This window comes from Klebsiella sp. BIGb0149, from assembly GCF_004362605.1.
GTDB lineage: Bacteria > Pseudomonadota > Gammaproteobacteria > Enterobacterales > Enterobacteriaceae > Klebsiella > Klebsiella terrigena.
Genome location: NZ_SNYG01000009.1, coordinates 106,140 through 133,017 on the forward strand (window position 1 = coordinate 106,140; position 26,878 = coordinate 133,017).

At 57.3% G+C, this 26,878-nt stretch carries 24 protein-coding genes; 13 read left to right on the plus strand and 11 right to left on the minus strand.

Translation table 11 applies throughout. The features are described 5' to 3' along the window. The first annotated feature begins 293 nt into the window (after nt 1–293). Nucleotides 294–2,531, plus strand: coding sequence for an EAL domain-containing protein (locus EDF75_RS24615; protein ID WP_133601204.1), 2,238 nt, complete (start codon nt 294–296; stop codon nt 2,529–2,531). A 41-nt stretch (nt 2,532–2,572) separates the two neighbouring features. On the opposite strand, the gene ppx is transcribed toward EDF75_RS24615, so the two are convergent. The 4 genes from ppx to purM form a co-directional block, all read right to left on the minus strand. Continuing rightward, nucleotides 2,573–4,105, minus strand: coding sequence for an exopolyphosphatase (gene ppx / locus EDF75_RS24620; RefSeq protein ID WP_133601205.1), 1,533 nt, complete (start codon nt 4,103–4,105; stop codon nt 2,573–2,575). Nucleotides 4,106–4,108: 3 nt separating this feature from the next. Beyond that, nucleotides 4,109–6,169 carry a polyphosphate kinase 1 gene (ppk1, locus tag EDF75_RS24625; RefSeq protein ID WP_133601206.1) on the minus strand — a complete coding sequence of 687 codons (2,061 nt, stop codon included), beginning with the start codon at nt 6,167–6,169 and terminating at the stop codon, nt 4,109–4,111. 286 nt (nt 6,170–6,455) lie between these two features. Continuing rightward, nucleotides 6,456–7,097 carry a phosphoribosylglycinamide formyltransferase gene (gene purN / locus EDF75_RS24630; RefSeq protein WP_041146691.1) on the minus strand — a complete coding sequence of 214 codons (642 nt, stop codon included), beginning with the start codon at nt 7,095–7,097 and terminating at the stop codon, nt 6,456–6,458. Then, the gene (gene purM / locus EDF75_RS24635) at nt 7,094–8,131 is read right to left on the minus strand and encodes a phosphoribosylformylglycinamidine cyclo-ligase (protein WP_133601207.1); all 1,038 of its coding nucleotides are present in this window, start codon (nt 8,129–8,131) and stop codon (nt 7,094–7,096) included. The genes purN and purM overlap by 4 nt, the downstream gene beginning before the upstream one ends. Nucleotides 8,132–8,394: 263 nt before the next feature. Between purM and bglK the strand changes: the two genes are divergently transcribed. From bglK to EDF75_RS24660, 5 genes are all read left to right on the plus strand, one after another. After that, entirely contained in the window at nt 8,395–9,288 is an 894-nt protein-coding gene (bglK, locus tag EDF75_RS24640) for a beta-glucoside kinase BglK (protein WP_133601208.1), read from the plus strand. A 10-nt stretch (nt 9,289–9,298) separates the two neighbouring features. After that, on the plus strand, nt 9,299–10,729 hold the full coding sequence (locus tag EDF75_RS24645) for a 6-phospho-beta-glucosidase (RefSeq protein WP_133601209.1): 1,431 nt from the start codon (nt 9,299–9,301) through the stop codon (nt 10,727–10,729). A gap of 182 nt (nt 10,730–10,911) precedes the next feature. Further along, nucleotides 10,912–11,538: a uracil phosphoribosyltransferase gene (upp, locus tag EDF75_RS24650; protein WP_041146687.1), complete on the plus strand. Its 627-nt coding sequence runs from the start codon at nt 10,912–10,914 to the stop codon at nt 11,536–11,538. A 95-nt stretch (nt 11,539–11,633) separates the two neighbouring features. Next, nucleotides 11,634–12,932 carry a uracil permease gene (gene uraA, locus EDF75_RS24655; RefSeq protein ID WP_133601210.1) on the plus strand — a complete coding sequence of 433 codons (1,299 nt, stop codon included), beginning with the start codon at nt 11,634–11,636 and terminating at the stop codon, nt 12,930–12,932. Nucleotides 12,933–13,026: 94 nt separating this feature from the next. After that, entirely contained in the window at nt 13,027–13,728 is a 702-nt protein-coding gene (locus EDF75_RS24660) for a DnaA inactivator Hda (protein ID WP_217698328.1), read from the plus strand. Nucleotides 13,729–13,772: 44 nt separating this feature from the next. Here EDF75_RS24660 and arsC read toward each other — a convergent pair whose 3' ends face one another. Then, nucleotides 13,773–14,132 carry an arsenate reductase (glutaredoxin) gene (gene arsC, locus EDF75_RS24665; protein ID WP_041146684.1) on the minus strand — a complete coding sequence of 120 codons (360 nt, stop codon included), beginning with the start codon at nt 14,130–14,132 and terminating at the stop codon, nt 13,773–13,775. A gap of 9 nt (nt 14,133–14,141) precedes the next feature. Beyond that, nucleotides 14,142–15,605 (minus strand): beta-barrel assembly-enhancing protease, encoded by a 1,464-nt coding sequence (gene bepA, locus EDF75_RS24670; RefSeq protein ID WP_133601211.1) that lies wholly within the window; start codon nt 15,603–15,605, stop codon nt 14,142–14,144. Nucleotides 15,606–15,830: 225 nt separating this feature from the next. Here bepA and EDF75_RS24675 point away from each other — a divergent pair, with 225 nt between their 5' ends. Then, nucleotides 15,831–16,898 carry an AI-2E family transporter gene (locus EDF75_RS24675; protein WP_041146682.1) on the plus strand — a complete coding sequence of 356 codons (1,068 nt, stop codon included), beginning with the start codon at nt 15,831–15,833 and terminating at the stop codon, nt 16,896–16,898. 79 nt (nt 16,899–16,977) lie between these two features. On the opposite strand, the gene bcp is transcribed toward EDF75_RS24675, so the two are convergent. Together bcp and EDF75_RS24685 are read right to left on the minus strand one after the other, a co-directional pair. After that, entirely contained in the window at nt 16,978–17,448 is a 471-nt protein-coding gene (bcp, locus tag EDF75_RS24680) for a thioredoxin-dependent thiol peroxidase (RefSeq protein ID WP_041146681.1), read from the minus strand. Nucleotides 17,449–17,451: 3 nt separating this feature from the next. After that, nucleotides 17,452–18,021: a glycine cleavage system transcriptional repressor gene (locus tag EDF75_RS24685; protein ID WP_045856254.1), complete on the minus strand. Its 570-nt coding sequence runs from the start codon at nt 18,019–18,021 to the stop codon at nt 17,452–17,454. Nucleotides 18,022–18,174: 153 nt separating this feature from the next. Here EDF75_RS24685 and dapA point away from each other — a divergent pair, with 153 nt between their 5' ends. The 6 genes from dapA to ypfH all read left to right on the plus strand — a co-directional run bounded on the left by dapA (nt 18,175) and on the right by ypfH (nt 24,709). After that, entirely contained in the window at nt 18,175–19,053 is an 879-nt protein-coding gene (gene dapA, locus EDF75_RS24690; RefSeq protein WP_041146679.1) for a 4-hydroxy-tetrahydrodipicolinate synthase, read from the plus strand. Nucleotides 19,054–19,069: 16 nt separating this feature from the next. Then, entirely contained in the window at nt 19,070–20,104 is a 1,035-nt protein-coding gene (bamC, locus tag EDF75_RS24695; RefSeq protein WP_133601212.1) for an outer membrane protein assembly factor BamC, read from the plus strand. 109 nt (nt 20,105–20,213) lie between these two features. Next, entirely contained in the window at nt 20,214–20,927 is a 714-nt protein-coding gene (purC, locus tag EDF75_RS24700; protein ID WP_041146677.1) for a phosphoribosylaminoimidazolesuccinocarboxamide synthase, read from the plus strand. A gap of 121 nt (nt 20,928–21,048) precedes the next feature. Beyond that, nucleotides 21,049–21,921, plus strand: a complete 873-nt coding sequence (gene ypfJ, locus EDF75_RS24705) for a KPN_02809 family neutral zinc metallopeptidase (RefSeq protein WP_128877454.1) — start codon at nt 21,049–21,051, stop codon at nt 21,919–21,921. Nucleotides 21,922–21,933: 12 nt separating this feature from the next. Further along, complete coding sequence (locus EDF75_RS24710; protein WP_133601213.1) at nt 21,934–23,934, plus strand: tRNA(Met) cytidine acetyltransferase TmcA; 2,001 nt, start codon at nt 21,934–21,936, stop codon at nt 23,932–23,934. Between the two features lie 76 nt (nt 23,935–24,010). Continuing rightward, entirely contained in the window at nt 24,011–24,709 is a 699-nt protein-coding gene (ypfH, locus tag EDF75_RS24715; protein WP_133601214.1) for an esterase, read from the plus strand. A 92-nt stretch (nt 24,710–24,801) separates the two neighbouring features. On the opposite strand, the gene EDF75_RS24720 is transcribed toward ypfH, so the two are convergent. Genes EDF75_RS24720 through EDF75_RS24730 form a run of 3 tightly spaced genes read right to left on the minus strand, consistent with a single transcriptional unit; the run spans nt 24,802 to nt 26,537 of the window. Next, on the minus strand, nt 24,802–25,002 hold the full coding sequence (locus EDF75_RS24720; protein ID WP_045856239.1) for a YpfN family protein: 201 nt from the start codon (nt 25,000–25,002) through the stop codon (nt 24,802–24,804). A 50-nt stretch (nt 25,003–25,052) separates the two neighbouring features. Further along, a complete protein-coding gene (dapE, locus tag EDF75_RS24725) occupies nt 25,053–26,180 on the minus strand; it encodes a succinyl-diaminopimelate desuccinylase (RefSeq protein ID WP_041146672.1) in 1,128 nt (375 codons plus the stop codon). 3 nt (nt 26,181–26,183) lie between these two features. After that, entirely contained in the window at nt 26,184–26,537 is a 354-nt protein-coding gene (locus EDF75_RS24730; protein WP_133601217.1) for an ArsC family reductase, read from the minus strand. Nucleotides 26,538–26,878 lie beyond the last annotated feature (341 nt).

Below are 26,878 nucleotides of genomic sequence, written 5' to 3' on the forward strand. Positions count from 1 at the left end.
GGGCGGGGTCAATTGATGAGGATGTAAAAGTGCCTTAGCCAAAGCATTACTTAATGTTATATAACATAATCATTGCATTTACATGGTTTCTTTTTCCAGCGGCCATTGGCAAAAAAATAAGCTTTATTAATATTAGCTAAATGATTTCTTGATTTATATCAACAGTCTGTTTTCGTTGGTAACTAGAATCTCCAGCCAGTTCCGCGTCATTATTCCCTACGCGGTTGAGATGGTTGGGTTGGATGCCTGCCTGAATATACCCTGCTGGAGTTTGGGTTATCCGTAGAGCATCTATGAGCATAATTAATCTGTACAGACAATATCGGGACAAGTGGTGGGCGCTGCCGCTGGTGTTACCCACACTCTTACTTCCCCTGGCGAGATGGACAAATACCTACGCTGAGCTGAACGGTAATGAAGTGTCTCTTTACTATTTACCGCTGGCGCTGGTCTTGAGCCTGATGCTGTTTTTTGGCTGGGACGCGCTGCCCGGCATTATCATCGGGCTGTGGTGCACGGTGGCCCGTGATATGGCTCCGGAAGAGGCGGTCGGCGTTATCTTCCACTTTCTGATCCCGGTGGTATTGTGCTGGGGCGGCTACCGTATTTTTGTCCCGCGCAGGCAGCAGATCTCGCACGGTAACGTTGGCCTGATGCCGCAGAGGCTGTTCTGGCAAATGCTGCTGCCGTCGGCGATATTCCTCGTGCTTTCCCAGTTTGCCGAATACCTTGGCCTGCATCCTCGCGCCACGGGCCTGATCGGCATTGACCCCTTTAGTTTACGATCGCTAATCACTTTCCAGGCGCTAATGGTCGGGTGTTTAACCGGCGTACCGCTGTGCTATTTCCTGCTGCGCATTATTCGTAATCCATTACATATACGCGGATTTATTTCGCAAATTCGCCTGCAAATTGACCCCAAAATAAAGCGGATGGAGTTTGTTTTCTGGGCGCTCACGCTGTTAATGTTATTAGTACTATTATTAATACCCTTGAGTAATACCAGTACGATATTTAGCACAAATTATACATTATCATTACTTATGCCGGTGATGCTGTGGGGAGCGATGCGCTTTGGCTATCGCTTTATCGCGATGGTCTGGACGCCGGTATTAATTCTTATTATCCATTTTCATTACCGCTATTTGCCGTTGTCGATGGGCTACAATAATCAGCTGGCTATCACCTCATCCAGCTACCTGGTGTCCTCATTTATTATTGCCTATATGGCCATGCTGGCGACGCAGCAGCGGCTGATCCACGCGCGCGTGCGGCGAATGGCGTTTCTCGACCCGGTGGTGCATATGCCGAATTTACGCGCCCTAAGCCGGGCCCTCGAAAGCTCGCCGTGGTCGGTGCTGTGCTTTTTGCGCATCCCTGAGCTGGAGCTGCTGGGACGGCACTATGGGGTGATGCTGCGCATTCAGTACAAGCAAAATCTGGCGGAACACCTTAGCGCCTTGCTGCAGCCGAATGAGGCCGTTCACCACCTCTCGGGCCACGACCTGGTTATCCGTATGAACTGCGACGATCACAAGGCGCGAATCGACGCGCTGGATAAGCACCTGAAGCAGTTTCGCTTTGTCTGGGACGGGATGCCGCTGCAGCCCGCGGTGGGCCTGAGCTACTGCAGCGTGCGCTCGCCGGTGAAGCATCTGTATTTGCTCTTAGGCGAGCTGAATACCATTGCCGATATGTCGCTAACCAGCGGCCACCCGGAAAATATGCAGCGGCGGGGCGCAACCCACGTCCAGCATGGGCTAAAGGATAAGGTGGCGATGATGAACCTGATCCTGCAGGCGCTGGAGCTGGACCGCTTTCGCCTGATGGCGCAGCCGATAGTCGGGATCCGCGGCGATAGCTACCATGAAGTGCTGCTGAGGATGGTGGGCGAGAATGGCGAAATCATCAATCCGGATAGCTTCCTCCCGGTAGCCCACGAGTTTGGCCTCGCTTCGCGGATCGATCTGTGGGTGCTGGAAAATACGCTCTCCTTTATGAACCAGCATCGGCACACTCTTCCGGGCCTGCGGCTGGCGGTGAATCTGTCGCCGGTGTCGGTGAGCCGCAGCCAGTTCCCGCAGGAGGTGGAGCAGCGGCTGGCGCGCTACGGGGTTGAGCCCTGGCAGCTGATATTCGAGCTGACCGAAAATCACTCGTTGACCAATCCGCAGCAGGCGCGACAAACGCTGACCCATTTACAGGCGCTGGGCTGCCGCGTGGCGATCGATGATTTTGGTACCGGCTATGCCAGCTACGCGCGGCTGAAAAGCCTCAACGTCGACCTGCTGAAAATTGACGGCAGCTTTATTCGTAATCTGGTCACCAGCAGCCTCGACTATCAGGTGGTGGCCTCGATTTGCCATCTGGCGCGGATGAAGAATATGCAGGTGGTGGCGGAGTACGTTGAAACGGCGGAGATTCGTCAGGCGGTGATGTCGCTGGGTATCGACTATATGCAGGGGTATGAGATTGGCGAGCCCGTGCCGCTGGAGACGCTGGCTAACGTGGCCGCACCGGCGACGGCTTGACTGCTGAAAAGTGGCCGGACGCAGAGCGCCCGGCCGGCCTGCTAGCTATCAGGCTCTTCTTCGGCAATTTTCAGCAGCCAGTCAGGCACGCCTTCCCAGTACTGCTGCTCTTTTTCCAGATCGAGCAGCACCAGCGCATTTTGGCTAAACCAGTCGTGCGGGAACACCAGCGTCCAGTGGTTGGCTTCGGTCTTCAGCGTCAGCGTCGGCGGCGTTGTCGTCGCCTGGCGCTGGTTGTTCAGCAGAATGCCGAGGCGTAAGAGCTGAATAAGCGGCAGGAACTGCTTTTTCTTAAACAGCGTAAAGCGCGGCAAATCGTCGAGCTTAATGGCCTTACGATGATAGCGCACCAGCGTGGCCATCAGCATCTGCTGCTCCTGATTGAAACCCGGCAAATCGCTGTTCTGCAGAATATACGCGGAGTGGCGATGCATACCGCTATGGTTAATATTCAGCCCCACTTCGTGCAGCATGACCGCCCATTTCAGCAGCGCCGAGAGGTTCGGGTTATCCAGCTTAGGGTTCTGATCCTGCCACTGCTCAAAGATATGGGTGGTGGTCTCCAGCACCCGACGCGCCTGTTCGCGGTCGATATTGTACTGGTTGGCCAGGCTTTGCGCGGTGCGGCTGCGGATATCCTGATGGCGGAAACGCCCCTCCATCTCGTACAGCACGCCTTCGCGCAGCGCCCCGTCCGACAGGCGCAGCTCTTTGATGGCTAGCGCATCGAACACGCCGCACAGAATAGCCAGCCCCGGAGCAAATACCGCCTTGCGCTCTTCAGAGAGGCCCGGCAGGCTAAGCGAGTCGAAGTTTTTATACTTCAGCAGCTCGGCGACCAGCATTTCAAGGCGTTCAGGCGTGATAAAGCCGTCCTTCTCGCCCATAGCGATCAGCACTTCCTGAGCGGCCTTAATGGTCCCGGAAGCGCCCAGCGCCACGGTCCAGCCCTGGATGCGGAACTGCCATGCCAGCGTTTCCAGCTTTTGCACCGCCGACAGGCGCGCGCGCTGGAAATTCTCTTTGTTGATAATGCCGCCAGGGAAGTAAATCTGCGAGAAGCTGACGCAGCCCATTCTGCGGCTTTCGACCAGACGCGGCTCGAAATCTTCGCCGATGACCAGCTCGGTTGAGCCGCCGCCGATATCAATCACCAGCTTGCGGCCACGCTCGGGCTGAGTATGCTCGACGCCCATAAAAATCAGGCGCGCCTCTTCATTACCGGAGATTATCTCAATCGGATAGGGGATAACCTGCTCCGCGCGCTTGAGAAACTCGGCCGCGTTCGTCGCCTGGCGTAGCGTATGCGTCCCGACGATGCAGACGCTGGCGGGCGCAAAGCCCTGCAGGCGTTCGGCAAACAGCGACAGGCAGCTAAGCCCGCGCGCAATCGCCTCTTCGCTGAGCACTGAGTTTTCATCCAGACCATCGGCCAGATGAACCCGCTGTTTAAGGCGACCGATGATCTGCATTGCCCCGTCGACGACACGGGCGATCACCATATGAAAACTGTTTGAACCAAGGTCGACCGCAGCAAACTCCTGGGGCCGAGGGGTTTTTTCGTTTATAGGCATAGGTTAATCGGGCTGTTCGAGTGATTTGAGATAGTCATAGATCGCCATCTGAGCGCGAACTTTACGGCGGTTGCCGCGCGGCACGTAGCTATTACTTAGTTCTTTATCAAGATAGCGTGCTTTCACCGTGTCGTTGAACAAGATGTCAAAAATATCCAGCACCCGCTGTTTCAGACGCGGGTCCAGCAGCGGCGCGGCGACTTCGATACGGTAGTCGATATTGCGCGTCATCCAGTCAGCGGAAGAGAGCCAGACCTGCTTATCGCCACCGTTTTCAAAGACATAGACGCGGTCGTGCTCAAGGAAGCGGTCGACGATGCTGGTAACGCGAATGTTGTCGCTAATCCCCTCAAGTCCTGGGATCAGGGAGCACATGCCGCGGATTAGCAGGTTAACGGCAACGCCGGAGCTGGAGGCCGCGTAGAGGCGGTCAACCAGGCCCTTATCGACCAGGTTGTTCAGCTTAAGGGTGATCCCGGAAGGCTGGCCGTTCTGGGCGTTAGCAATTTCGCGATCGATCATCTCATACAGCAGGCGGCGCGAGTTCTGCGGCGACACCAGCAGATAGTCAAAGCTAACCGGACGGTATGGGTTTTCGATAAAGTTGAACACGCGACGAACTTCATTGGTAATTCGCGCATCCGCGGTGATCAGGGAGTAGTCGGTATACAGGCGCGCGGTTTTTTCATTGAAGTTACCGGTGCCGATATGGGCGTAGCGCACAACCTCGTCGCCCTCTTTACGCGAAATCAGGAACAGCTTGGCGTGGATCTTCAGCCCAGGGGCGGAGAAGATAACGTGCACGCCGGCCTCGGTCAGGCGCTTCGCCCAATGAATGTTGGCCTCTTCGTCAAAACGCGCCTGCAGCTCGACCACCACGGTGACTTTTTTACCGTTGTGGGCGGCGTGGATCATGGAGTCAATGATCCGCGAGTCTTTGGCGACGCGGTAAATATTGATTTTTATCGCCAGCACGCTGGGGTCGAAGGAGGCCTGGCGCAGCAGCTCCAGCACGTGCTCAAAGGTGTGGTACGGGTAGTAGAGCAGCACGTCGCGTTCGCGAATAGCGTCGAACCCGTTGCGGAACTTATCAAACCAGGTGTGGCGCAGACGCGGCAGCGGTTTATTGACCAGGTTAGCTTTGCCGACGTTCGGGAAGCCGATAAAGTCTTTAAAGTTGTGGTAGCGGCCGCCCGGCAGCATTGAGTCATAGCGCGAAATCGAGAACATTGCCCGCAGCATTTCGACCATCGCGTCCGGCATATCGCGCTGGTAAACGAAGCGTACCGGTTCGGCGGTGAGGCGCTGCTTCAGGCTGGAGGACATCAGCTCCATCAGGCTCGATTCCATCTCGTGCACCAGATCGTACTCGGCGTCGCGGGTCATCTTCATCGAATAGGCGTTCAGCGTATCGTAATCGAAGAAGCCTTTAAAAATATCATCCAGGCAGTAGCGCAGAATGTTATCAAGCAGGATCATCGGCTTACGGCGACGCGGGGCTTCCGGCGGCAGGTTAACAAAGCGCGGAACCTTATCTGACGGAATTTCCAGCAGGGCGTAGTTAACGGTTTCGCCGCGAATGATTTCCACCGCCAGATAGGTGTAATCATCTTTCAAAAACTGGATCAGGTCCGTTTCGCGGTTAATCAAAATAGGGGTGATATGCTGGCGCAGGTACTGCTTAAAGTAGTTGCGCAGCCAGGACTGCTGGTTGACCGACAGCTGGCGTTCGTTAATCAGGAAGATCTGATTGCGCGCCATCTCCAGCAGCAGCTCATTGTAGAGGCTGTCAAACTCCTGGTCGGCCTTCAGCACCCGGGCCTGGATTTTACCTAATAAGTGGCGAGAATGGGCGGTACTACCTTGTTCTTCACTGATGATGATGCGGCGCTTAAGTTCAGCGAAGCGCACTTTATAAAATTCATCGAGGTTGTTGGAGTAAATGCCCAAAAAACGCATGCGCTCAATCAGCGGGTTGCTCTTATCTGCCGCTTCCTGAAGTACGCGTTCATTAAAGGATAACCAGCTGAGTTCTTTCTCGATGTATAGCTTTTCCTGGCCCATTACAACTCACACTCCGGTTGATTGATGTTGCTTTTTCATTATGGCGAGCTTTGCCATTGAATGTCCAACTATGTCAAAGAAGTATGACAGTTTTCTTTCAACGCGCTGCGAAGAAAAGGCGGTCGCTTTCCTTTGCTCATTCTGTGTGCAAAAAACGCTGATTCTGATGCTTGCTGCCGTACGCCGGACGCCAAAAGGCATCCGTCGCCCGGTCTTCTGGCGCAGCTAAGCGGTGGCCGCGGGGGCAAAAAAAAACGCCTCTGACGGATGTGAGAGGCGCTATCTATTACTCTTCTGCCGCATATCCCTGCGGCGGCAGAGGCGCATCGTCAAGCCAGGCCTGACCGCCCTCCATGCGCAGACGACCGTCAACAAACCAGCTGACGACGAGCGGGTAAATGGCGTGTTCCTGAGCCTGCACGCGGGCGGTAACGTCATCTTCGCTATCGCCGGCGAAAACCGGGACTTTGGCCTGCAGAATAACCGGGCCGCCGTCCAGCTCATCGGTGACGAAATGCACCGAGGTTCCGTGCTCCTCATCGCCGTTTTCCAGCACCTGGCGATGGGTATGCAGCCCGGGATATTTAGGCAGCAGGGAAGGGTGGATATTCAGCAGCCGCCCCTGATAGTGGGCAACAAATGCCGGACTCAGAATGCGCATGTAGCCCGCAAGCACCACCACATCCGGCGCGTAGGCGTCGATCTCGTGCATCAGCTCGCGATCGAACGCTTCACGATTGGCGAACTGGCTGGCGGTGAGCGCATGGGTCGGAATACCGGCCTCACGCGCGCGTTCAAGGCCGAAAGCATCGGCCTTGTTGCTAAATACCGCTCGCAGGGTGCCGCCGATCTGTTTCCGCGCGCAGGCGTCAATCATTGCCTGCAGGTTACTGCCGCTACCGGAAATCAGCACCACGATGTTTTTCATTCAATGACCACACGCTGTTCGGAATCAGAGGCTTTGATATAGCCTATTTTCCACGCGTTTTCACCTTTTTCGTTCAGCAGAGCGAGGGCGCTATCGACGGCTTCCGGCGGCAGCGCGATGACCATGCCGACGCCGCAGTTGAAGGTCCGATACATTTCGTGGCTGCTGACGTTGCCGGCAGTTTGCAGCCATTTGAAGACTTCCGGCCACTGCCAGGAGGACTCGTCGATCGCTGCCTGGGTGTTATCCGGCAGTACGCGCGGGATATTTTCCCAGAAGCCGCCGCCGGTCAGGTGAGCAATCGCGTGAACTTCAACGTTAGCGATCAGGTCCAGCACCGATTTTACGTAGATGCGGGTCGGCGCCAGCAGATGGTCGGCCAGTGACGCACCGTTCAGGTCGGTGGTCTGCGGGTCGACGCCGCTGACTTCAATAATTTTACGCACCAGCGAGTAGCCGTTGGAGTGCGGGCCGCTGGAGCCCAGTGCGATCAGCACGTCGCCGTCGGCAACTTTGCTGCCGTCGATAATTTCTGATTTTTCTACAACCCCGACGCAGAAGCCCGCGACGTCATAATCATCGCCATGGTACATGCCGGGCATTTCTGCGGTTTCGCCGCCAACCAGCGCGCAGCCTGATTGCAGGCAGCCTTCGGCGATCCCGCTGATGACGCTGGCCGCCGTGTCGACGTCCAGTTTGCCGGTCGCATAGTAGTCGAGGAAGAAGAGCGGCTCAGCGCCCTGAACCACAAGGTCGTTTACGCACATGGCCACCAGGTCGATACCGATAGTGTCGTGACGCTTGAGGTCCATTGCCAGACGCAGCTTGGTGCCGACGCCGTCAGTGCCGGAGACCAGTACCGGCTCGCGGTATTTCTGCGGCAATGCGCACAGTGCGCCGAATCCGCCCAGTCCACCCATCACTTCCGGGCGGCGGGTTTTCTTCACCACACCCTTAATACGGTCGACGAGCGCGTTGCCTGCATCAATATCTACGCCGGCATCTTTATAGCTGAGAGAGGTTTTATCGGTCACTGCGAAGTCTCCACACATTTGCGGTAGCAAGAAAAATCGGCGCAATTCTAACAGGGATAGCAAACGTTTGCGAGCCTGCTTTACAGTCGGCGTTAAACGGCGGTGAGATGGACAAATTTGATACTGTTCACGAAAATGAAACCGGGTACATTCTTGTGCTTGCCTCGGCGCGCCAGAATGATCATCATGCCACTGAAACCGGTTTCTCTTTTTATTTAAGCGAGCCGAACGACGGTATCAAGAGGATTCAGGAGGGGGGAAGGATGGTAATTGCCGCATTTGATATTGGTGGCACGGCGCTAAAAATGGGCACGATGACCAGCACCGGCGAGCTGCTGGAGAAGGGAAAACAGCCTGTTCGCGACAGCGACGGCGAGCAAATTTTGCAGGCCATGCTGGCGTGGATTGCCGCGCACCCGGAGTGTGAAGGGGTGGCGATCAGCGCGCCCGGCTACGTTAATCCGCACACCGGCTATATCGAAATGGGCGGCGCTATCCGCAGATTCGATAATTTTGCTATCAAAACCTGGCTTGAACAACGTACCCGACTTCCCGTCGCCATTGAAAACGACGCTAACTGCGTGCTGCTGGCCGAGCGCTGGCAGGGCAAAGCCGCCAATATAAGTGATTTTCTGGTTCTGACGATTGGCACCGGAATCGGCGGGGCTATCTTCTGTAATGACCGGCTGGTGCACGGCGCGAGCTTTCGCGCCGGCGAATTTGGCTATATGCAGACCCAGCGCCCGGGCACCCGCGACGTTCGTCGCTACTCAATGAATGAGAACTGTACCCTGCGCGTCTTGCGCCAGCGCTACGCCGCGCATTTCGGGAAAACGCTGGAAGAGGTGACCGGGGAAGAGATATTCGATCGTTACGACAGGGGCGATGCGACCTGTCATCGGCTGGTGGCCGAATTCTTTAACGGCCTTGGCACCGGCCTTTATAACCTCGTCAACGTGTTCGATCCGCAGACTATCCTCATCGGCGGCGGCATCGTGGAACGTCCGGGCTTTTTGCCGCTGCTGCGTGAACATCTGGCCTGGTTTGGCATTGCAGACTATATCGACACCGTTAGCCACGGCAACGACGCCGGGCTGATTGGCGCCGTTTACCATTTCAATCAGCAATACCGGTCGCCGACTGGCGATCGCTCATAAGGAAGAGAACATGTCTGGATTTAAAGAAGGTTTTCTGTGGGGCGGCGCGGTTGCGGCGCATCAGCTGGAAGGTGGTTGGCAGGAGGGCGGCAAGGGCGCGAGCGTTGCCGACGTGATGACCGCAGGCGCCCACGGCGTGGCGCGTGAAATTACCGACGGCGTGGTGGCGGGTAAAAATTACCCTAACCATGAGGCGATTGATTTTTATCATCGCTATAAAGATGACATTCAGCTGTTTGCGGAAATGGGCTTCAAATGCTTCCGTACCTCTATTGCCTGGACGCGTATTTTCCCGCTGGGCGACGAGCAGGAGCCGAATGAAGCCGGGCTGCAGTTCTATGACGATCTGTTCGACGAGTGCCTGAAGCACGGGATTGAGCCGGTTATTACGCTCTCCCACTTCGAGATGCCTTATCACCTCGTGCGCGAATACGGCGGCTGGCGTAACCGTAAGCTGATTGATTTCTTCGTGCGCTTTGCGCAGGTGGTGTTTAAGCGCTATCAGCATAAGGTGAAGTACTGGATGACCTTTAACGAGATCAACAACCAGGCAAACTTCCACGAAGACTTTGCGCCGTTCACCAACTCGGGGCTGAAGTTCCTGCCGGGTGAGGATCGCGAGCCGGTGATGTATCAGGCCGCGCACTACGAGCTGGTTGCCAGCGCCCTGGCGGTGAAAGCCGCGCGGGAGATTAACCCGGCGCTGCAGGTCGGCTGCATGATTGCGATGTGCCCCATTTACCCGCTCTCCTGCGCGCCTGACGATATGATGATGGCGATGAACGCCATGCACCGCCGCTACTGGTTCACCGACGTTCACGTGCGCGGTAAGTACCCTCAGCACCTGCTTAACTACTTCGAGCGCCGCGACTTTGCGCTGGATATCACCGACGAAGATCGCGTGGCGTTGAGCGAAGGCTGCGTCGACTATATTGGCTTCAGCTACTATATGTCGTTCGCCACCAAGGCCACCGAAGATAATCCGCAGCTGGATTATGATGAGACGAAAAGCCTGGTCTCCAACCCGTACGTGCAGAAATCGGACTGGGGCTGGCAGATTGACCCGGTTGGGCTGCGCTACTCCCTGAACTGGTTCTGGGATCATTACCAGCTGCCGCTGTTTATTGTTGAAAACGGCTTTGGCGCTATCGACGTGCGCGAAGCTGACGGCACGGTAGACGACCAGTACCGCATCGACTATCTCTCCGCCCATATCGCCGAAATGAAAAAAGCGGTGGTGGAAGACGGCGTTGACCTGATGGGCTATACCCCGTGGGGCTGTATCGACCTCGTCTCTGCCGGAACCGGCGAGATGAAAAAGCGTTACGGCTTTATCTACGTCGATAAAGACAACGAAGGGAACGGCACCCTGGCCCGCAGCCGCAAGAAATCTTTTGCATGGTATCAGCAGGTTATCGGCAGTAACGGCGAAACCCTCTAAACCGCCCGAAAGCCCCGTGAAACCCCGCCTGCGCGGGGTTTTTTTATTTTGATTTATACTGGCTCAGGCAGCGCAAAGCATTTTGGTTGATCCCGGTCAAACATATCGGCTATGGCGCAAATGGGAAAAAGCGGTATAATCCCGCGATTTTTTTTGTGGCTGCCCCTCAGAGGAGAAAGAGAATGAAGATTGTGGAAGTGAAACACCCACTCGTCAAACACAAGCTGGGCCTGATGCGCGAGCACGACATCAGCACCAAACGCTTCCGTGAACTCGCCTCAGAGGTTGGTAGCTTACTAACTTATGAAGCCACCGCCGACCTGGCGACCGAAAGGGTCACCATCGAAGGCTGGAATGGCCCGGTTGAAGTTGAGCAGATCAAAGGTAAGAAAATTACCGTCGTGCCTATTCTGCGCGCCGGCCTCGGCATGATGGAAGGCGTTCTGGAACACGTCCCGAGCGCGCGCATCAGCGTCGTTGGCATCTACCGTGATGAAGAAACCCTCGAGCCGGTACCTTACTTCCAGAAGCTGGTCTCCAATATCGACGAACGTATGGCGCTGGTGGTTGACCCGATGCTGGCAACCGGCGGTTCGATGATCGCCACTATCGACCTGCTGAAAAAAGCGGGCTGCTCAAGCATCAAGGTGCTGGTGCTGGTTGCCGCTCCGGAAGGGATTGCCGCGCTGGAGAAAGCGCACCCGGACGTCGAGATGTACACCGCGTCCATTGACCAGGGCCTCAACGAGCACGGATATATTATTCCCGGGCTCGGCGACGCCGGCGATAAGATTTTTGGTACCAAATAATTGCAGCATTAATAAGAAGCCGACTTTAAGAGTCGGCTTTTTTTTGAATAAAATACGCCAACAGCAACTAATAACGACACTCAGAGGAAAACACTATGACGCGCCGCGCAATCGGGGTGAGTGAAAGACCGCCGCTTTTACAGACAATCCCGCTAAGTTTGCAACATCTGTTCGCTATGTTTGGCGCAACGGTGTTGGTGCCAGTCCTGTTTCACATCAACCCGGCTACCGTTCTGCTGTTTAACGGTATCGGCACGCTGCTGTACCTGTTTATCTGTAAGGGCAAAATCCCGGCCTATCTGGGGTCGAGCTTTGCGTTTATCTCCCCGGTTTTGCTGCTGCTGCCGCTGGGCTATGAGGTCGCGCTGGGCGGCTTTATCATGTGCGGCGTGCTGTTCTGCATCGTCTCCTTTATTGTTAAAAAGGCCGGCACCGGCTGGCTGGACGTGATGTTCCCGCCGGCGGCCATGGGGGCTATCGTCGCGGTTATCGGCCTTGAGCTGGCCGGCGTCGCGGCGAATATGGCCGGCCTGCTGCCCGCTGACGGGCAGTCTCCCGATAGCAAAACCATTATTATCTCGATGGTGACGCTGGCGGTGACGGTCTTCGGTTCGGTGCTGTTCCGCGGTTTCATGGCCATCATCCCGATTCTTATCGGCGTGCTGGTGGGCTACGCGCTCTCCTTCGTGATGGGCGTTGTCGATACTACTCCCATCGCCGAGGCGCACTGGTTTGCGCTGCCGACCTTCTACACCCCGCGCTTTGAGTGGTTTGCGATTTTCACCATTCTGCCCGCCGCGCTGGTGGTGATTGCCGAACACGTCGGGCATCTGGTGGTGACGGCGAATATTGTTAAAAAGGATCTGATTCGCGATCCCGGCCTGCACCGCTCGATGTTTGCCAACGGCCTGTCGACGATGATCTCCGGCTTCTTTGGCTCGACGCCCAATACCACCTACGGTGAAAACATCGGCGTGATGGCGATTACCCGCGTCTACAGTACCTGGGTTATCGGCGGGGCGGCGATTATCGCCATTCTGCTCTCCTGCGTCGGCAAGCTGGCGGCGGCGATCCAGATCATTCCGCTGCCGGTAATGGGCGGCGTATCGCTGCTGCTGTACGGGGTGATCGGCGCATCGGGTATCCGCGTGCTGATTGAATCTAAGGTCGATTACAACAAGGCGCAGAACCTTATTCTGACCTCGGTGATTTTGATCATTGGCGTCAGCGGCGCGAAGGTGCACATCGGTGCGGCGGAGCTCAAAGGCATGGCGCTGGCCACGATCGTTGGCGTTGCCCTTAGCCTGATCTTCAAATTAATTAGCGTCCTGCGTCCGGAAGAGGTGGTTCTGAACGCGGCTGATGCGGCTGATGACGCCGAGGCAAAACGCTGATCCTCCTGCCGGGCGGCGATCCCGCCCGGTTCTCTCACGGCAGACTTCGTGATAAACTCTCCGCGTTTTTCTGTCAGTCTATGATGAGGTCCATCTGAACGCACCGGCACAGCTCTCCTTGCCACTGTACCTTCCTGACGATGAAACTTTTGCGAGTTTTTGGCCGGGTGGTAATCCTTCTCTTCTCGCTGCCTTACAGAACGTTCTGCGGCAGGAGCATAGCGGGTACATCTATATCTGGTCGCGTGAAGGCGCGGGGCGCAGTCACCTGCTACATGCCGCCTGTGCGGAGCTTTCCCAGCGCGGCGATGCGGTGGGCTACGTGCCGCTGGATAAGCGTACGTGGTTTGTTCCGGAAGTGCTGGAGGGGATGGAACAGCTTTCTCTGGTTTGTATCGATAATATCGAATGCGCGGCCGGCGACGAGCCGTGGGAGATGGCGATCTTCAACCTTTACAACCGCATCCTGGAGTCGGGTAAAACCCGCCTGCTGATCACCGGCGATAGCCCTCCGCGCCAGCTCAATCTTGGCCTCGCGGATTTGGCATCGCGCCTCGACTGGGGACAAATCTATAAGCTGCAGCCGTTATCCGATGAAGACAAGCTGCAGGCGCTGCAGCTGCGCGCGCGGCTGCGCGGGTTTGAGATGCCGGAAGACGTCTGCCGCTTCCTGCTCAAGCGCCTCGATCGCGAAATGCGCTCGCTGTTTATGACGCTCGATCAGCTCGATCGCGCTTCTATTACCGCCCAACGCAAGCTGACCATTCCCTTCGTTAAAGAGATCCTCAAGCTCTAGCGAGCCGTTGGGATCGGCGCCATCATGACGATGGCGCATCCTGCTTAATTCACGATATCCAGCACCTGCTCCGGCGGTCGGCCGATCCGCGCCTCGCCGTGGCTGACGACGATAGGGCGTTCAATCAGCTTCGGGTTGTCGACCATCGCCTGAATCAGCGCATCTTCGCTGAGCTGAGGATCGGCAAGTTCCAGTGACTTATACAGATCTTCCTTCTGGCGCATCAGCTCGCGGGCGCTCACCATACCCAGCATTTTCAGCAGCTGGCGCAGCGTCGCCGCATCCGGCGGCGTCTCCAGATAGAGCACCACCTCAGGGTCGATACCGTTAGCCTTCAGCAGGCTCAGGGTGTCGCGGCTCTTGGAGCAGCGAGGGTTATGGTAGATTTTTACCGCGTCAGACATGGGGTCTCCTTACATTTTTTGATATGGGCGGAAGCGTTCCTGCAGCTGGCGCAGCTGATCGATGCGCGCATCGTAGCGGGCCTGCTGCAGGCTGCCCAACTTCACCTGTGAACTGGCGCTGCTGAGCAGCGAAATAGACTGTGCAAGCTGGCCGACCAGCGCCATACCTTCCGCACGGGCCGCCAGCTCCTGATCGCGATTGCCGAGGGCCGCTTCCGCCTGCGCCAGCAGGTCCCAGCCGTTGCCATCGTCTTTATTATTGAAGGTGTAGCGGTTAAGGATATTCGCCGCCTCTGCCGGCTGCCCGCCCTGCAGGTAAGCGTTGGCGAGGTTCAGCTGCAGTACCGGGTTGGTGCGGATTTCGCGGGCGTTTTTCAGGCGGTTAATCGCATCGGCCGTTTTCTTCTGGCCAAGGTCAATATCGGTTGCCAGATCGAGATACCAGGCATTTTGCGGATCGGCGCTCAGCAGGGGCTGCAGGGTTTTACGCGCCAGATCGTAGCTATTGCTGCCCATCGCCAGCAGGGCGCGACCGTACTGCGCGGCGTGCTGCTCGCGGATATTGCCTTTCGCCCATGCGTTCAGCAAATCGTCGCCGAGCTTGTTGTCTCCGTTGTTATACATTCCCAGCGTTCGCGCCTTGGCCATATAAAAATCGGCCGACGATTGCACCACCACCGGACGCATCTGATTCGCGCGGTTGCGGGCGTCGGACAGGCGGCTTTCCGGCAGCGGGTGGGTGAGCAGCATTTCCGGCGGCCGGGTGGAGTAGCGCGACTGGTCAAGCAGCTTGCTCATAAACGCCGGCATGGCCTGCGGATCGAACCCGGAGCGCTGCAGCACCTGAATCCCGATGCGGTCGGCCTCTTCTTCATTCTGGCGGGTAAAGCTGATTAATCCCTGCTGGGTGCCGGCCAGCGTGCCGGTGAGCGCGGCCATACCGGCCTGCGGGCTGGCCATCGCCAGCAGAATCGAGCCCAGCGCGCCGACCCAGGTCAGCGGGGCGTTGCGCTTTTGGTCTTCCATTGCGCGCGCGAGGTGGCGCTGGGTGACGTGCGAAATTTCGTGCGCCATGACCGACGCCAGCTCGCTCTCCGTATCCGAGTAGCGGAACAGGGCCGAGTGCAGCACGACGTTGCCGCCAAAGAAGGCGAAGGCGTTAATCTGGTCGTTGTTAATCAGGTAGAAGTGGAAGGGCGTTCGCACCGAGTTGGCGTGCGCAACCAGGCGCATACCTAATCCGTTAATGTACTGCACCAGCAGCGGGTCGTTGATCAGCGGAGCGCTGCCGCGGAGCTGGCGAACGTAGTAATCCCCCATCTGCATTTCCTGACCGATGGAAAGCGTGCTTCCTGCAGAGGTCCCCATATCCGGCAGGGTATCTGCGGAGTCAGCAAAAGCAGGTAAAATCGAACCCAGCGTCAGCGACGCTATCACGGTTGCCACCAGCGTTTTCTTTAACTGCCTGAACATAACCTCTGTCCTGTGTATGTGGGTGTGCCAGTTTGACCGGTAGGGCGGCGTAATGTTCCATTTCCGCGCGTCCTGCGAGTTTAGCTGTCGTTGACGCCGTTGAAAATATGATCTTGCTGCGGGAGGTCATGTTTGTGGTTTTGCTAATAAAAAGCGAAGTCTTTTTTGTGACATTTAGATACACTTCCTCGGGTTGTTGCGGTTTTGCGCTTCAGGGAAGGGTTTATGCTTGAGATGTTAATACAGTGGTACCGCCGTCGATTCAGCGATCCGGAGGCGATAGCGCTGCTGGTTATTTTGCTGGCTGGGTTCGGCATTATGTTCTTTTTCAGCGGTCTGCTGGCGCCGCTGCTGGTGGCTATCGTGCTGGCCTATCTGCTGGAGTGGCCGACCGTCCGGCTTGAGCGCGTGGGGCTGTCTCGTACCTGGGCGACGTCGTTCGTTCTGATACTGTTTGTCGGTATTTTGCTGCTGATGGCCTTCGTGGTGATGCCCGTCGCCTGGCAGCAGGGTATCTATCTGATCCGCGATATGCCGGGCATGCTGAATAAGCTCTCCGATTTTGCCGCCACCGTGCCGCGTCGCTATCCGGCGCTGATGGACGCCGGGATCATCGACGCGATGGCGGACAATATGCGCAACCGCATGCTGACCGTCGGCGATTCGGTGGTGAAGTACTCCCTGGCCTCGCTGGTGGGCCTGTTGACGCTGGCGGTCTATCTGGTGCTGGTGCCGCTGATGGTTTTCTTCCTGCTGAAAGACAAAGAGCAGATGCTCAACGCCGTACGCCGCGTGCTGCCGCGTAACCGCGGGCTGGCAGGGCAGGTGTGGAAGGAGATGAATCAGCAAATCACCAACTACATTCGCGGTAAGGTGCTGGAGATGATCGTCGTCGGCGTGGCGACGTGGATCGGCTTTATCCTCTTCGGGCTCAACTATTCGCTGCTGCTGGCGGTGCTGGTCGGCTTCTCGGTGCTGATCCCCTACATTGGCGCCTTTGTGGTCACCATTCCGGTGGTGGGCGTGGCGCTGTTTCAGTTCGGCGCGGGCACCGAGTTCTGGAGCCTGTTTGCGGTATACCTGATTATTCAAGGGCTGGACGGTAACCTGCTGGTGCCGGTGCTGTTCTCGGAAGCGGTTAACCTGCATCCGCTGGTGATTATTCTGTCGGTGGTTATCTTTGGCGGGCTGTGGGGATTCTGGGGCGTATTCTTTGCTATCCCGCTGGCGACGTTAATCAAGGCGGTGGTGCACGCCTGGCCGGACGGACTGGTGGTTGAAGAGGATAAATAGCGCGACGGCTTGACGAACCAGGGGCTAAAACGGACGCCGGGGCGGTGAAATGCTCCGGCGTCCTGCGTTCGATAAAACGTTAGCCGTTTTCTTTCAGCCAGTTCAGCACCACGTCGTGGTGATTGCTGGTTTTGAAGTTATCAAACACGTGTTCAACTTTGCCATCTGTATCAATCAGGAAACTAATACGGTGAATACCGTCGTAGGTTTTCCCCATAAACGATTTTTCGCCCCAGATACCAAACTGCTCGCAGACCTGATGGTTTTCATCAGACAGCAGCGTGAAGTTCAGCAGCTCTTTTTCGGCGAAACGGGAGAGTTTTTCTGGTTTATCCGTACTGATGCCCAGTACCTCAACGCCCGCTTTTTTTAAGTCATCCATATTATCGCGCAGGCCGCAGGCCTGGACGGTACAACCCGGGGTCATGGCTTTCGGGTAAAAATAAACCAGAACACGCTGTCCCTGGAAGTCGGTCAAATTTACTTCCTCGCCGTCCTGGTCTGGTAAGCTAAATTTCGGTGCAATATCACCGGCTTTCAGTGGATTCATTACTCAAACTCCATCCTGTTCATCATGCTGTGAATAATTAACGATGTTAATACTGCCTTGTGCATTGAGTTCTGTACATAGGGCTTTGAACGCTTGTTCGATATTTGATGCATTTTGCGTAGCGGGACTGTGCGCCGTTATCTGGATGAACAGTTGGGCTGAATCGTCATCACTGCCGATCTGGGTACGAGAAACCAGCTCGGCGATATTCATATTCCACGCGTCAAACAGGGCGGTGAAGCGCTCGATAATATGCGGCGAGTCCGGTACCTCAACCTGGACCCAGACCGTATTTGGCATGGCCTGAGGCGGGCGAGCGGTCGTCCGTTTCATCACGATCAGCAGATCCAGCTCGGCACCTTTCAGCGGTAGAGTCGATTCAATCAGGTTAATCGCGTTCCACGTACCAGAAAGCAGCATGATAAACGTAAATTCGTCACCGAGCATGGCCAGCCGGCTGTCTTCGATATTACAGCCGCAGCTGCTGACGTGGCGGGTGATCGTATTCACGATGCCGGGACGGTCAGCGCCCAAAGCGGTAATAACCAGATAGTGTTGTAATGAGGCGGTCAAACCTGTTCTTCCTTTAAAAAGGTGAGGTAACATTAGGAAAGCATAAAAAAAACCGGCATACAACATCCCTGAAGGCATCGGGTCTCTTGCTTTTATTACGGCACCAAACGTAACATTGAGAATCTTGTTGCACTTCTGCTCTGAGGATGGCCCATGTTCACGGGAAGTATTGTAGCGCTTGTCACGCCGATGGATGAAAACGGTAACGTCTGCCGGACAAGCCTGAAAAAACTGATTGATTACCATGTCGCCAGCGGAACCTCGGCGATCGTTTCGGTAGGGACTACCGGTGAGTCCGCGACGTTGAGCCATGAAGAGCATGGCGACGTTGTGATGATGACGCTTGAGCTGGCCGACGGGCGTATCCCCGTTATTGCAGGCACCGGTGCAAATGCAACCGCAGAGGCGATCAGCCTGACCCAGCGCTTCAACGACAGCGGCATCGTTGGCTGTCTGACGGTAACCCCTTATTACAACCGTCCGACCCAGGAAGGCCTGTTCCAACACTTTAAAGCCATCGCAGAACACACCGACCTGCCGCAAATCCTGTATAATGTGCCGTCCCGTACCGGTTGCGATATGCTGCCGGAAACCGTCGGTCGTCTGGCGGAAGTAAAAAATATTATCGGTATTAAGGAAGCGACGGGGAACTTAAGTCGCGTTCATCAGATCAAAGAGCTGGTTTCAGACGACTTTATTCTGCTGAGCGGCGATGATGCCACCGGAATGGACTTTATGCAGCTGGGCGGTCATGGCGTGATTTCCGTTACCGCAAACGCTGCGGCTCGTGAAATGGCGGATATGTGCCGACTGGCTCTGGCCGGTCAATTTGCCGAAGCGCGGGCGATTAACCAGCGTCTGATGCCATTGCATACAAAATTATTTGTCGAACCCAACCCTATCCCTGTGAAATGGGCATGCAAGGCGTTGGGTCTTGTGGCGACCGATACGCTGCGCCTGCCGATGACGCCGATTACCGAAGACGGTAAGAAGGCGGTAACCGCAGCGCTGAAGCATGCCGGTTTGCTGTAAAGTTTAGGGAGATTTGATGGCTTACTCAGTACAGAAGTCGCGCCTGGCGAAGGTTGCGGGTGTTTCATTGGTCCTGCTTCTTGCGGCCTGTAGTTCGGATTCGCGCTACAAGCGTCAGGTTGGCGGTGACGAGGTTTACCTGCAAGCTACGCCGCTTAGCGAGCTTCACGCGCCTGCGGGGATGATCCTGCCGGTTCAGGTTGGCGATTATAATATTCCGGTTGCGACCAGCACCGGCGCGGTAGGTAAAGCTCTGGACATTCGTCCACCGGCCCAGCCTTTGGCCCTGGTAAACGGCGCACGCACTCAGTTTAATGGTGACACTTCGACGCTGATGGTGGAGAACGGCCGCAGCGGTTCGCTGTGGGCGCAGGTCACCAGCATCCTGCAGTCAAAAAACTACGTCATCACCAAACGTGACGATGCCAGCCAGACGCTGAACACCGACTGGGTGGAGTGGAATCGCCTCGATGAAGACCAGCAGTACCGTGGTCGCTATCAAATCTCAGTTAAACCGCAGGGCTATCAGCAGGCGGTGGTGGTGAAGCTGGTTAACCTCGAGCAGGCCGGGAAACCGGTATCCGATCCGGCATCGCTGCAGCGCTACAGCACCTCTATGCTGAACGTCATTTCCGAAGGTCTGGACATGAACGCCACCAGCGCGCAGAACGCGGCGCAGAAAAACGCCGGCGCGACCTTCGACGTGCAGAGCGCTGCCGACGATACCGGTCTGCCGATGCTGGTTGTCCGCGCGCCGTTTAACCTCGTGTGGCAGCGTCTGCCTGGCGCGCTGGAAAAAGCGGGCATGAAGGTGACCGACAGCACGCGCTCTCAGGGCAGCATGGCGCTGACCTACAAGCCGCTGTCTGACAGCAGCTGGCAGGAGCTGGGTGCCCACGATCCGCAGCTGGTTTCAGGTGACTACAAGCTGCAGGTCGGCGACCTTGATAACCGCAGCAGCCTGCAGTTCATCGACCCGAAAGGTCATACGCTGACCCAGTCGCAGAACGACGCGCTGGTTGCCGTATTCCAGGCCGCATTCGGTAAGTAATAAACAGGGCTGGAGCAATCCGGCCCTTTTTTCTGTATAGTGACGCAAACGTGTGCGTCGGCACAGAAACGCCTTTTTTATCGTCTATATCTTCACTGGAGTGACAAAGATGAACAAGCAAGCTGAGTTGTATCGTGGTAAAGCGAAAACCGTTTACAGCACCGAGAACCCGGACCTGCTGATACTCGAGTTCCGTAACGATACTTCAGCAGGGGATGGCGCGCGCATCGAACAGTTCGACCGTAAGGGGATGGTGAATAACAAGTTCAACCATTTCATTATGAGCAAGCTGGAAGAAGCCGGCATTCCGACCCAGATGGAAGCGCTACTTTCTGACACCGAGTGTCTGGTGAAAAAGCTGGAGATGGTTCCGGTTGAGTGCGTAGTCCGCAACCGTGCGGCCGGCTCTCTGGTTAAGCGTCTGGGCATCGAAGAAGGTATTGAGCTGAATCCGCCGCTGTTTGACCTGTTCCTGAAAAATGATGCGATGCACGACCCGATGGTCAACGAGTCCTACTGCGAAACCTTCGGCTGGGTGAATAAAAAGAATCTGGCCCGCATGCAGGAGCTGACCTTCAAAGCGAACGACGTGCTGAAAAAGCTGTTTGACGACGCGGGCCTGATCCTCGTTGACTTCAAGCTGGAGTTTGGTCTGTTTAACGGCGAAGTGGTGCTGGGCGATGAGTTCTCGCCGGACGGCAGCCGTCTGTGGGATAAAAATACCCTCGACAAAATGGACAAAGACCGCTTCCGTCAGAGCCTCGGCGGCCTGATCGAGGCCTACGAAGAAGTGGCCCATCGTCTTGGCGTTAAGCTCGACTAATCCTCCTTTCGCCAGAAGGTAGCTCTATCTTCTGGCGCTCTTCTTGTTGTTTCCAGTGGTAATCCTGCGCCGAACCGCCTACGATCTCTCATATTCGAGAACTTGATGAATTGAGGTGCCTATGCGCTGGCAAGGGCGTCGCGAAAGCGACAATGTAGAAGATCGACGTAATGATTCCGGCTCCCCCCTCGGCGGCGGCGGTGGTGGTTTCCGTCTTCCCAGCGGGAAAGGCGGTATCGTTCTGCTGATTATCGTGCTGGTTGCCGGCTATTACGGCGTGGATTTGACCGGCATGCTGACCGGAGAGCCGGTTTCACAGCAGCAAACCACCACCCAACGCTCCATCAGCCCGCAGGAAGAGCAGGCCGCGAAGTTCACTAAGGTGATCCTTGCGGATACCGAAGACACCTGGGGCGCCATCTTCCAAAAAATGGGCCGTCAGTACCCGCAGCCGAAGCTGGTGCTCTATCGCGGCGCGACGCGGACCGGCTGCGGTACCGGCCAGTCGGTGATGGGGCCGTTCTACTGCCCGGCCGATAGCACGGTCTACATCGACCTCTCGTTCTACGATGAGATGAAAAGCAAGCTCGGCGCGGACGGCGATTTTGCTCAGGCCTACGTGATTGCGCACGAGGTTGGGCATCACGTGCAGAAGCTGCTGGGCATTGAATCCAAAGTGCGCCAGCTGCAGCAGAACGCGTCGCAGGCTGAAGTTAACCGCCTGTCGGTGAAAATGGAGCTGCAGGCCGACTGTTTTGCCGGCGTCTGGGGCCACAGCATGCAGAATCAGGACGTGATGGAAACCGGGGATCTGCAGGAGGCGCTGAATGCCGCAGAGGCTATTGGCGACGACCGCCTCCAGCAGCAAAGCCAGGGGCGGGTTGTCCCGGACAGCTTTACCCACGGCACTTCGCAGCAGCGCTATACCTGGTTTAAACGCGGTTTTGACAGCGGAGATCCGGCGCAGTGCAATACGTTTGGTAATGCGCTCTGACCGCTACCGTAAATGGACGAAATCCTTAACCTGACGGCCCGGATGGCGCAGCAGGGTATTCGTCGCCTGCTGGTGCTCAGCGGCGACGAAGCGTGGTGCCTGCAGCAGGCGCTGGCGCTGCGTGAACGGCTGGCCGGGGACGGTCTGTGGATCTCCCCCCAGCCGATGCCAGCGCCCTCGGGTTCTCCCGGCGCCCTGAAGTCTCTGCTCGGACGCGAATACCAGCACGCTTTCTTTGACGCCCGCAGCAGCTTCGACGTGGCGGCGTTTGCCGCCCTTTGCGGCACGCTGCGCGCCGGAAGCTGGCTGGTGCTGCTGACCCCTCCTTTTGCACGCTGGCCGACGCAGCCGGACGCGGATTCGCTGCGCTGGAGCGATGCCCCGGACCCTATCCCAACCCCCAACTTTGTGCAGCGCTTTTGCCAGCGGATCGCAGCGGCTAAAGAGGCGCTGGTCTGGCGGCAGGGTGAGGCGCCGCGCCTGCCGGATGCCGCGCCTCGGCCCCTGTGGCATCCCGCTGACGGCCGCCCGCAGGCGGAACAGGCGGCTATCCTTGCCGAGCTGGCCGCTCTCCCTCCCGGTATTGCCGCGGTGACCGCCGAACGCGGGCGGGGGAAATCGGCGCTGGCGGGGATGCTGATCCGACAGCTAAGGGGCGATGCGATCGTGACCGCGCCCGCCCGCGGCGCCACGGACGTTATCGCCGCGTTTGCCGGGGAAGATTTTCGCTTTATGGCCCCCGACGCGCTGCTGGCGTCCGAGGTTAACGCCTCGTGGCTGATCGTTGACGAAGCGGCCGCCATTCCCGGGCCGCTGCTGCGTCGGCTGGTGGCGCGCTTCCCGCGCACGCTGCTGACCACTACCGTGCAGGGATATGAAGGGACCGGCCGCGGCTTTCTGCTTAAGTTTTGCGCAGGCTTCGCACAGCTGCGCCAGTTTAGCCTCTCTGCGCCCGTTCGCTGGGCGCCGGGCTGCCCGCTGGAGGCGCTGGTGAGCGAGCTGCTGCTGTTTGGGGATGAGGCCTTTAGGCATCCACCGCTGGGTCAGGTGACGCTGGAAACGATATATCAGGCCAGCTGGCAGCGGCAGCCGGCCCTGCCGGAGGCGATGTATCAGCTCCTTTCCGGCGCCCACTATCGCACCTCCCCGCTGGATCTCCGCCGGATGATGGACGCTCCCGGGCAGCGGTTTATCTGCGCGCGTGCCGGGAGCCACGTTGCCGGAGCTCTGTGGCAGGTGGAGGAGGGCGGTCTTACCCCGGCCCTCAGCCAGGCGGTGTGGGCGGGATACCGCCGCCCGCGCGGCAATCTGGTGGCCCAGTCGCTGGCGGCGCACGGCGGCACTCCGCTGGCCGCTACGCTGGTGGCGCGACGGATCGGCCGCATTGCCGTGCATCCGTCGCGCCAGCGTGAGGGAGCCGGCCAGGCGCTGGTGGCGAAGGCCGTGGCCGAGGCGGAGGGGCTTGATTACCTCTCGGTGAGCTTCGGCTATACCGCCGAGCTCTGGCGCTTCTGGCAGCGCTGCGGTTTTACCCTGGTGCGTCTCGGTACCCACCGTGAAGCGAGCAGCGGCTGCTATACGGCGATGGCGCTGTATCCGTTAACGCCTGCGGGCCACCGCTTACGCCAGCAGGAGCTGGCGCGGCTGCAGCGCGACGAGTACTGGCTGCGCGAATGGCGGGAAGAGGCGCTGCCGCTGCCGGTTGTCGAGGCTGCTATGCTGACGGAAGAGGACTGGCTCGAGGCCGCCGGATTCGCCTTTGCCCACCGCCCGCTGCAGGCGACGATTGGCTGTCTGAACCGCCTGCTGCTGCGGGTCGATCTGGCGCTTCCGGCCCTGCGCGCCCGCCTGCGGCAGCAGGATGAGGGCGAGCTTTGCGCTTCGCTGCGGCTGGCCGGGCGTAAAGCTTTGCTGGCAAGGCTACGCGAGGAGGCGGGGCAGGCGCTGTTGAACCTGGACGCGGCCCGCGCCGATGCGCTGCGCCAGCGGGTTGAGCAACTGCAATTTTTTTAACTAACTCATTCAGTTAAATGTCATGGTCATATTTTATCTGCGGCGTAAACTGCCCGCGTAGACTAAGGAGAAAGCCATGAAACACGATCACTTTATTGTTCAAAGCCCCGTGACACCTGCCCAACAGCTGCTGTTGCTGTTTCATGGCGTCGGTGATAATCCGGTTTCAATGGGGCAAATCGGCAGCCTGTTCGCGCCGCAGTTTCCGGATGCGTTAATCGTCAGCATCGGCGGCGCCGAGCCGTGCGGCCCGGCTCCCGGCCGTCAGTGGTTCTCCGTGCAGGGGGTGACCGAGGAGAACCGGCAGGCGCGCATTGACGCCATCATGCCGACCTTTATTGAGACGGTGCGCTACTGGCAGAAGCAGAGCGGCGTTTCCGCACTGGCAACGGCGCTGATTGGCTTCTCGCAGGGAGCGATTATGTCGCTGGAAAGCATCAAGGCCGAGCCGGGGCTGGCCTCGCGGGTTATCGCCTTTAACGGACGATACGCCACGCTGCCGCGGTCGGCGACCACGGCGACTACCGTGCACCTGATCCACGGCGGTGAGGATCGGGTTATCGATCTGGCGTGGGCCGTCTCCGCCCAGGAGGCGCTGGTGCAGGCCGGCGGCGACGTGACGCTGGATATCGTTGAGGATTTGGGGCACGCGATCGACGATCGCAGCATGCAGTTTGCGCTCGAACGCCTGCGCTATACCGTGCCGAAGCACTATTTTGACGAAGCGTTAAGCGGCAGCACGCCGAAAGATGACGATATTATCGAACTGCTGTAATCAGGCGGTATCCTGCCCGGATAAGGCGCATAGCGCCGCTATCCGGGAGATTCCCCGGCGACGTGACGTTCACCGGGGAGAGGGCATAGATCCTACTTCTTCGACTGGTCGTTCTTCGGCCAGTCGTCGTCGTCATCCCACTTATCGTTGCAGTCACGATGAGGGGGAAGGTCCGGCTTGTTGGCGAGAAATTTTTTGTGGTCGACGCGATTAAGGTCCTTAATCACGTTAATCATGACGCCCACCAAAAAAACTAACACCAGAACCCACCAGTATTTACTTAGCCATTCCATGCTGCTTCCTCTTTTATACCCGCCATCGTTCAGGGTATCTGTCGATGTTGTCAGGCGACCAGCTGTTCCATGATCCGTTGATACATCCGCGCCAGCAGCTGCAGGTCGGCGGCGTTCACGCACTCGTTAATTTTGTGGATCGTGGCATTCACCGGCCCCAGCTCAACCACCTGTGCGCCCATGCGAGCGATAAACCGCCCGTCGGAGGTGCCGCCGTTGGTCAACAGCTGCGGCTTGATCTCATTATAGTGCTCAATGGCATTCACCACCGCTTCAACCAGCTTACCGCGGCCGGTCAGGAACGGCTGGCCGGAGAGCCACCAGTCAAGGGAGTAGCGCAGCTGATATTTTTCCAGCAGCGCGACAACCCGGGCCTTGATCATCTCGTCGGTCAGCTCGGTGCTGAAGCGGAAGTTGAACTGCACGAACATGTCGCCCGGAATCACGTTATTGCTGCCGGTGCCTGCCTTGACGTTGGCAATTTGCATGCTGGTCGGCGGGAAGAATTCGTTGCCTTTATCCCATTCGATTCCCACCAGTTCGGTGAGCATCGGCGCGGCGCGGTGCACCGGGTTATCCGCCAGATGGGGATAGGCGACGTGGCCCTGCACGCCGTGGATGGTTAAATTGCAGGTTAACGAGCCGCGGCGGCCGTTCTTCACCACGTCCCCGACCACTTCGGTGCTGGAGGGCTCGCCCACCAGGCAATAGTCGAGACGCTCCTTGCGGGCCATCAGGGCTTCGACGACTTTCACCGTGCCGTTGTGGGCGCTGGCTTCTTCATCTGAGGTGATCAAAAAGGCCAGCCGACCTTTATGGTTCGGATACTGGGCGACGAAGCGCTCGGCGGCCACTACCATCGCCGCCAGCGACCCCTTCATGTCCGCCGCGCCGCGGCCAAACAGCATGCCGTCGCGAATAGTCGGTTCAAACGGTGGGTTAATCCACCGGTCAGCGTCGCCCGCCGGGACAACGTCGGTATGACCGGCGAAGGCCAGGGTTTCACCGCGTCCGCGCCAGGCCCAGAAATTTTGGGTATCGCCGAAATCCATCGGTTCAACGGTAAAACCAATCGCCCGCAGACGTTCAATCATTAACGCCTGACATCCCGCATCATCGGGGCTGAGGGAAGGGCGGCGAATAAGCTGCTGAGCCAGCTCAATGACCGGGCAAGACATAGACTATACCTCGTTAACAAGCTTCTTATAAGTGAGTTCACTGAAGCCCAGCAGCATAGGCTGACCGGGCGCGCAGAGCAATGGGCGTTTGATGATTGCCGGCATTTCGAGCATCAGCCCGGCGGCGGCATCGGCGTTATCGATGCGGGCGCGAACCGATTCATCCAGCTTACGCCAGGTGGTGCCGCGGGTGTTGAGCAGGGCTTCCCAACCCAGTTCAGCAATAAACGTATCTAATAATTCACGCTCCAGCCCATCGACGCGATAATCATGGAAGCGGTATTCAATCTGGTTAGCTTCCAGCCAGCGGCGGGCCTTTTTAACGGTGTCGCATATTTTAGGAGAAAGGCCGTACATGATAATTGTCGGTTCAGAATGGTCTGTCATAGCGTTTTACCTGTGCAACTTGGTTAGGTCTGTAGCATACAGACGTTCATAAATCATTAAAACCACAACAATATTCGATGTTAATCAGATGGTTATTTATTTTTCTAAGTTGTGGTAGCAAATAATAAGTACATATATTGTTAAAAGAACCGTGAATTGATAGTGTTGGCTCATATTAGTTTTATGTTGTTGGTTTGCAAGTCCGTTTAATCAGCATGACCTGCTCCCCGTTGATTAACACACTGCGATGCTAGTAATGTCTTCATAAGCCACATGAGGACATCCCCATGAAGAAGCGTTTTTCCGACGAA

Coding starts and splice junctions, on each gene's coding strand:
- EDF75_RS24615 (WP_133601204.1), top strand. CDS start 294: ATGAGCATAATTAATCTGTACAGACAATATCGGGACAAGTGGTGGGCG.
- ppx (WP_133601205.1), bottom strand. CDS start 4,105: ATGCCTATAAACGAAAAAACCCCTCGGCCCCAGGAGTTTGCTGCGGTC.
- ppk1 (WP_133601206.1), bottom strand. CDS start 6,169: ATGGGCCAGGAAAAGCTATACATCGAGAAAGAACTCAGCTGGTTATCC.
- purN (WP_041146691.1), bottom strand. CDS start 7,097: ATGAAAAACATCGTGGTGCTGATTTCCGGTAGCGGCAGTAACCTGCAG.
- bglK (WP_133601208.1), top strand. CDS start 8,395: ATGGTAATTGCCGCATTTGATATTGGTGGCACGGCGCTAAAAATGGGC.
- EDF75_RS24645 (WP_133601209.1), top strand. CDS start 9,299: ATGTCTGGATTTAAAGAAGGTTTTCTGTGGGGCGGCGCGGTTGCGGCG.
- upp (WP_041146687.1), top strand. CDS start 10,912: ATGAAGATTGTGGAAGTGAAACACCCACTCGTCAAACACAAGCTGGGC.
- uraA (WP_133601210.1), top strand. CDS start 11,634: ATGACGCGCCGCGCAATCGGGGTGAGTGAAAGACCGCCGCTTTTACAG.
- arsC (WP_041146684.1), bottom strand. CDS start 14,132: ATGTCTGACGCGGTAAAAATCTACCATAACCCTCGCTGCTCCAAGAGC.
- bepA (WP_133601211.1), bottom strand. CDS start 15,605: ATGTTCAGGCAGTTAAAGAAAACGCTGGTGGCAACCGTGATAGCGTCG.
- EDF75_RS24675 (WP_041146682.1), top strand. CDS start 15,831: ATGCTTGAGATGTTAATACAGTGGTACCGCCGTCGATTCAGCGATCCG.
- bcp (WP_041146681.1), bottom strand. CDS start 17,448: ATGAATCCACTGAAAGCCGGTGATATTGCACCGAAATTTAGCTTACCA.
- dapA (WP_041146679.1), top strand. CDS start 18,175: ATGTTCACGGGAAGTATTGTAGCGCTTGTCACGCCGATGGATGAAAAC.
- bamC (WP_133601212.1), top strand. CDS start 19,070: ATGGCTTACTCAGTACAGAAGTCGCGCCTGGCGAAGGTTGCGGGTGTT.
- purC (WP_041146677.1), top strand. CDS start 20,214: ATGAACAAGCAAGCTGAGTTGTATCGTGGTAAAGCGAAAACCGTTTAC.
- ypfJ (WP_128877454.1), top strand. CDS start 21,049: ATGCGCTGGCAAGGGCGTCGCGAAAGCGACAATGTAGAAGATCGACGT.
- EDF75_RS24710 (WP_133601213.1), top strand. CDS start 21,934: ATGGACGAAATCCTTAACCTGACGGCCCGGATGGCGCAGCAGGGTATT.
- ypfH (WP_133601214.1), top strand. CDS start 24,011: ATGAAACACGATCACTTTATTGTTCAAAGCCCCGTGACACCTGCCCAA.
- EDF75_RS24720 (WP_045856239.1), bottom strand. CDS start 25,002: ATGGAATGGCTAAGTAAATACTGGTGGGTTCTGGTGTTAGTTTTTTTG.
- dapE (WP_041146672.1), bottom strand. CDS start 26,180: ATGTCTTGCCCGGTCATTGAGCTGGCTCAGCAGCTTATTCGCCGCCCT.
- EDF75_RS24730 (WP_133601217.1), bottom strand. CDS start 26,537: ATGTACGGCCTTTCTCCTAAAATATGCGACACCGTTAAAAAGGCCCGC.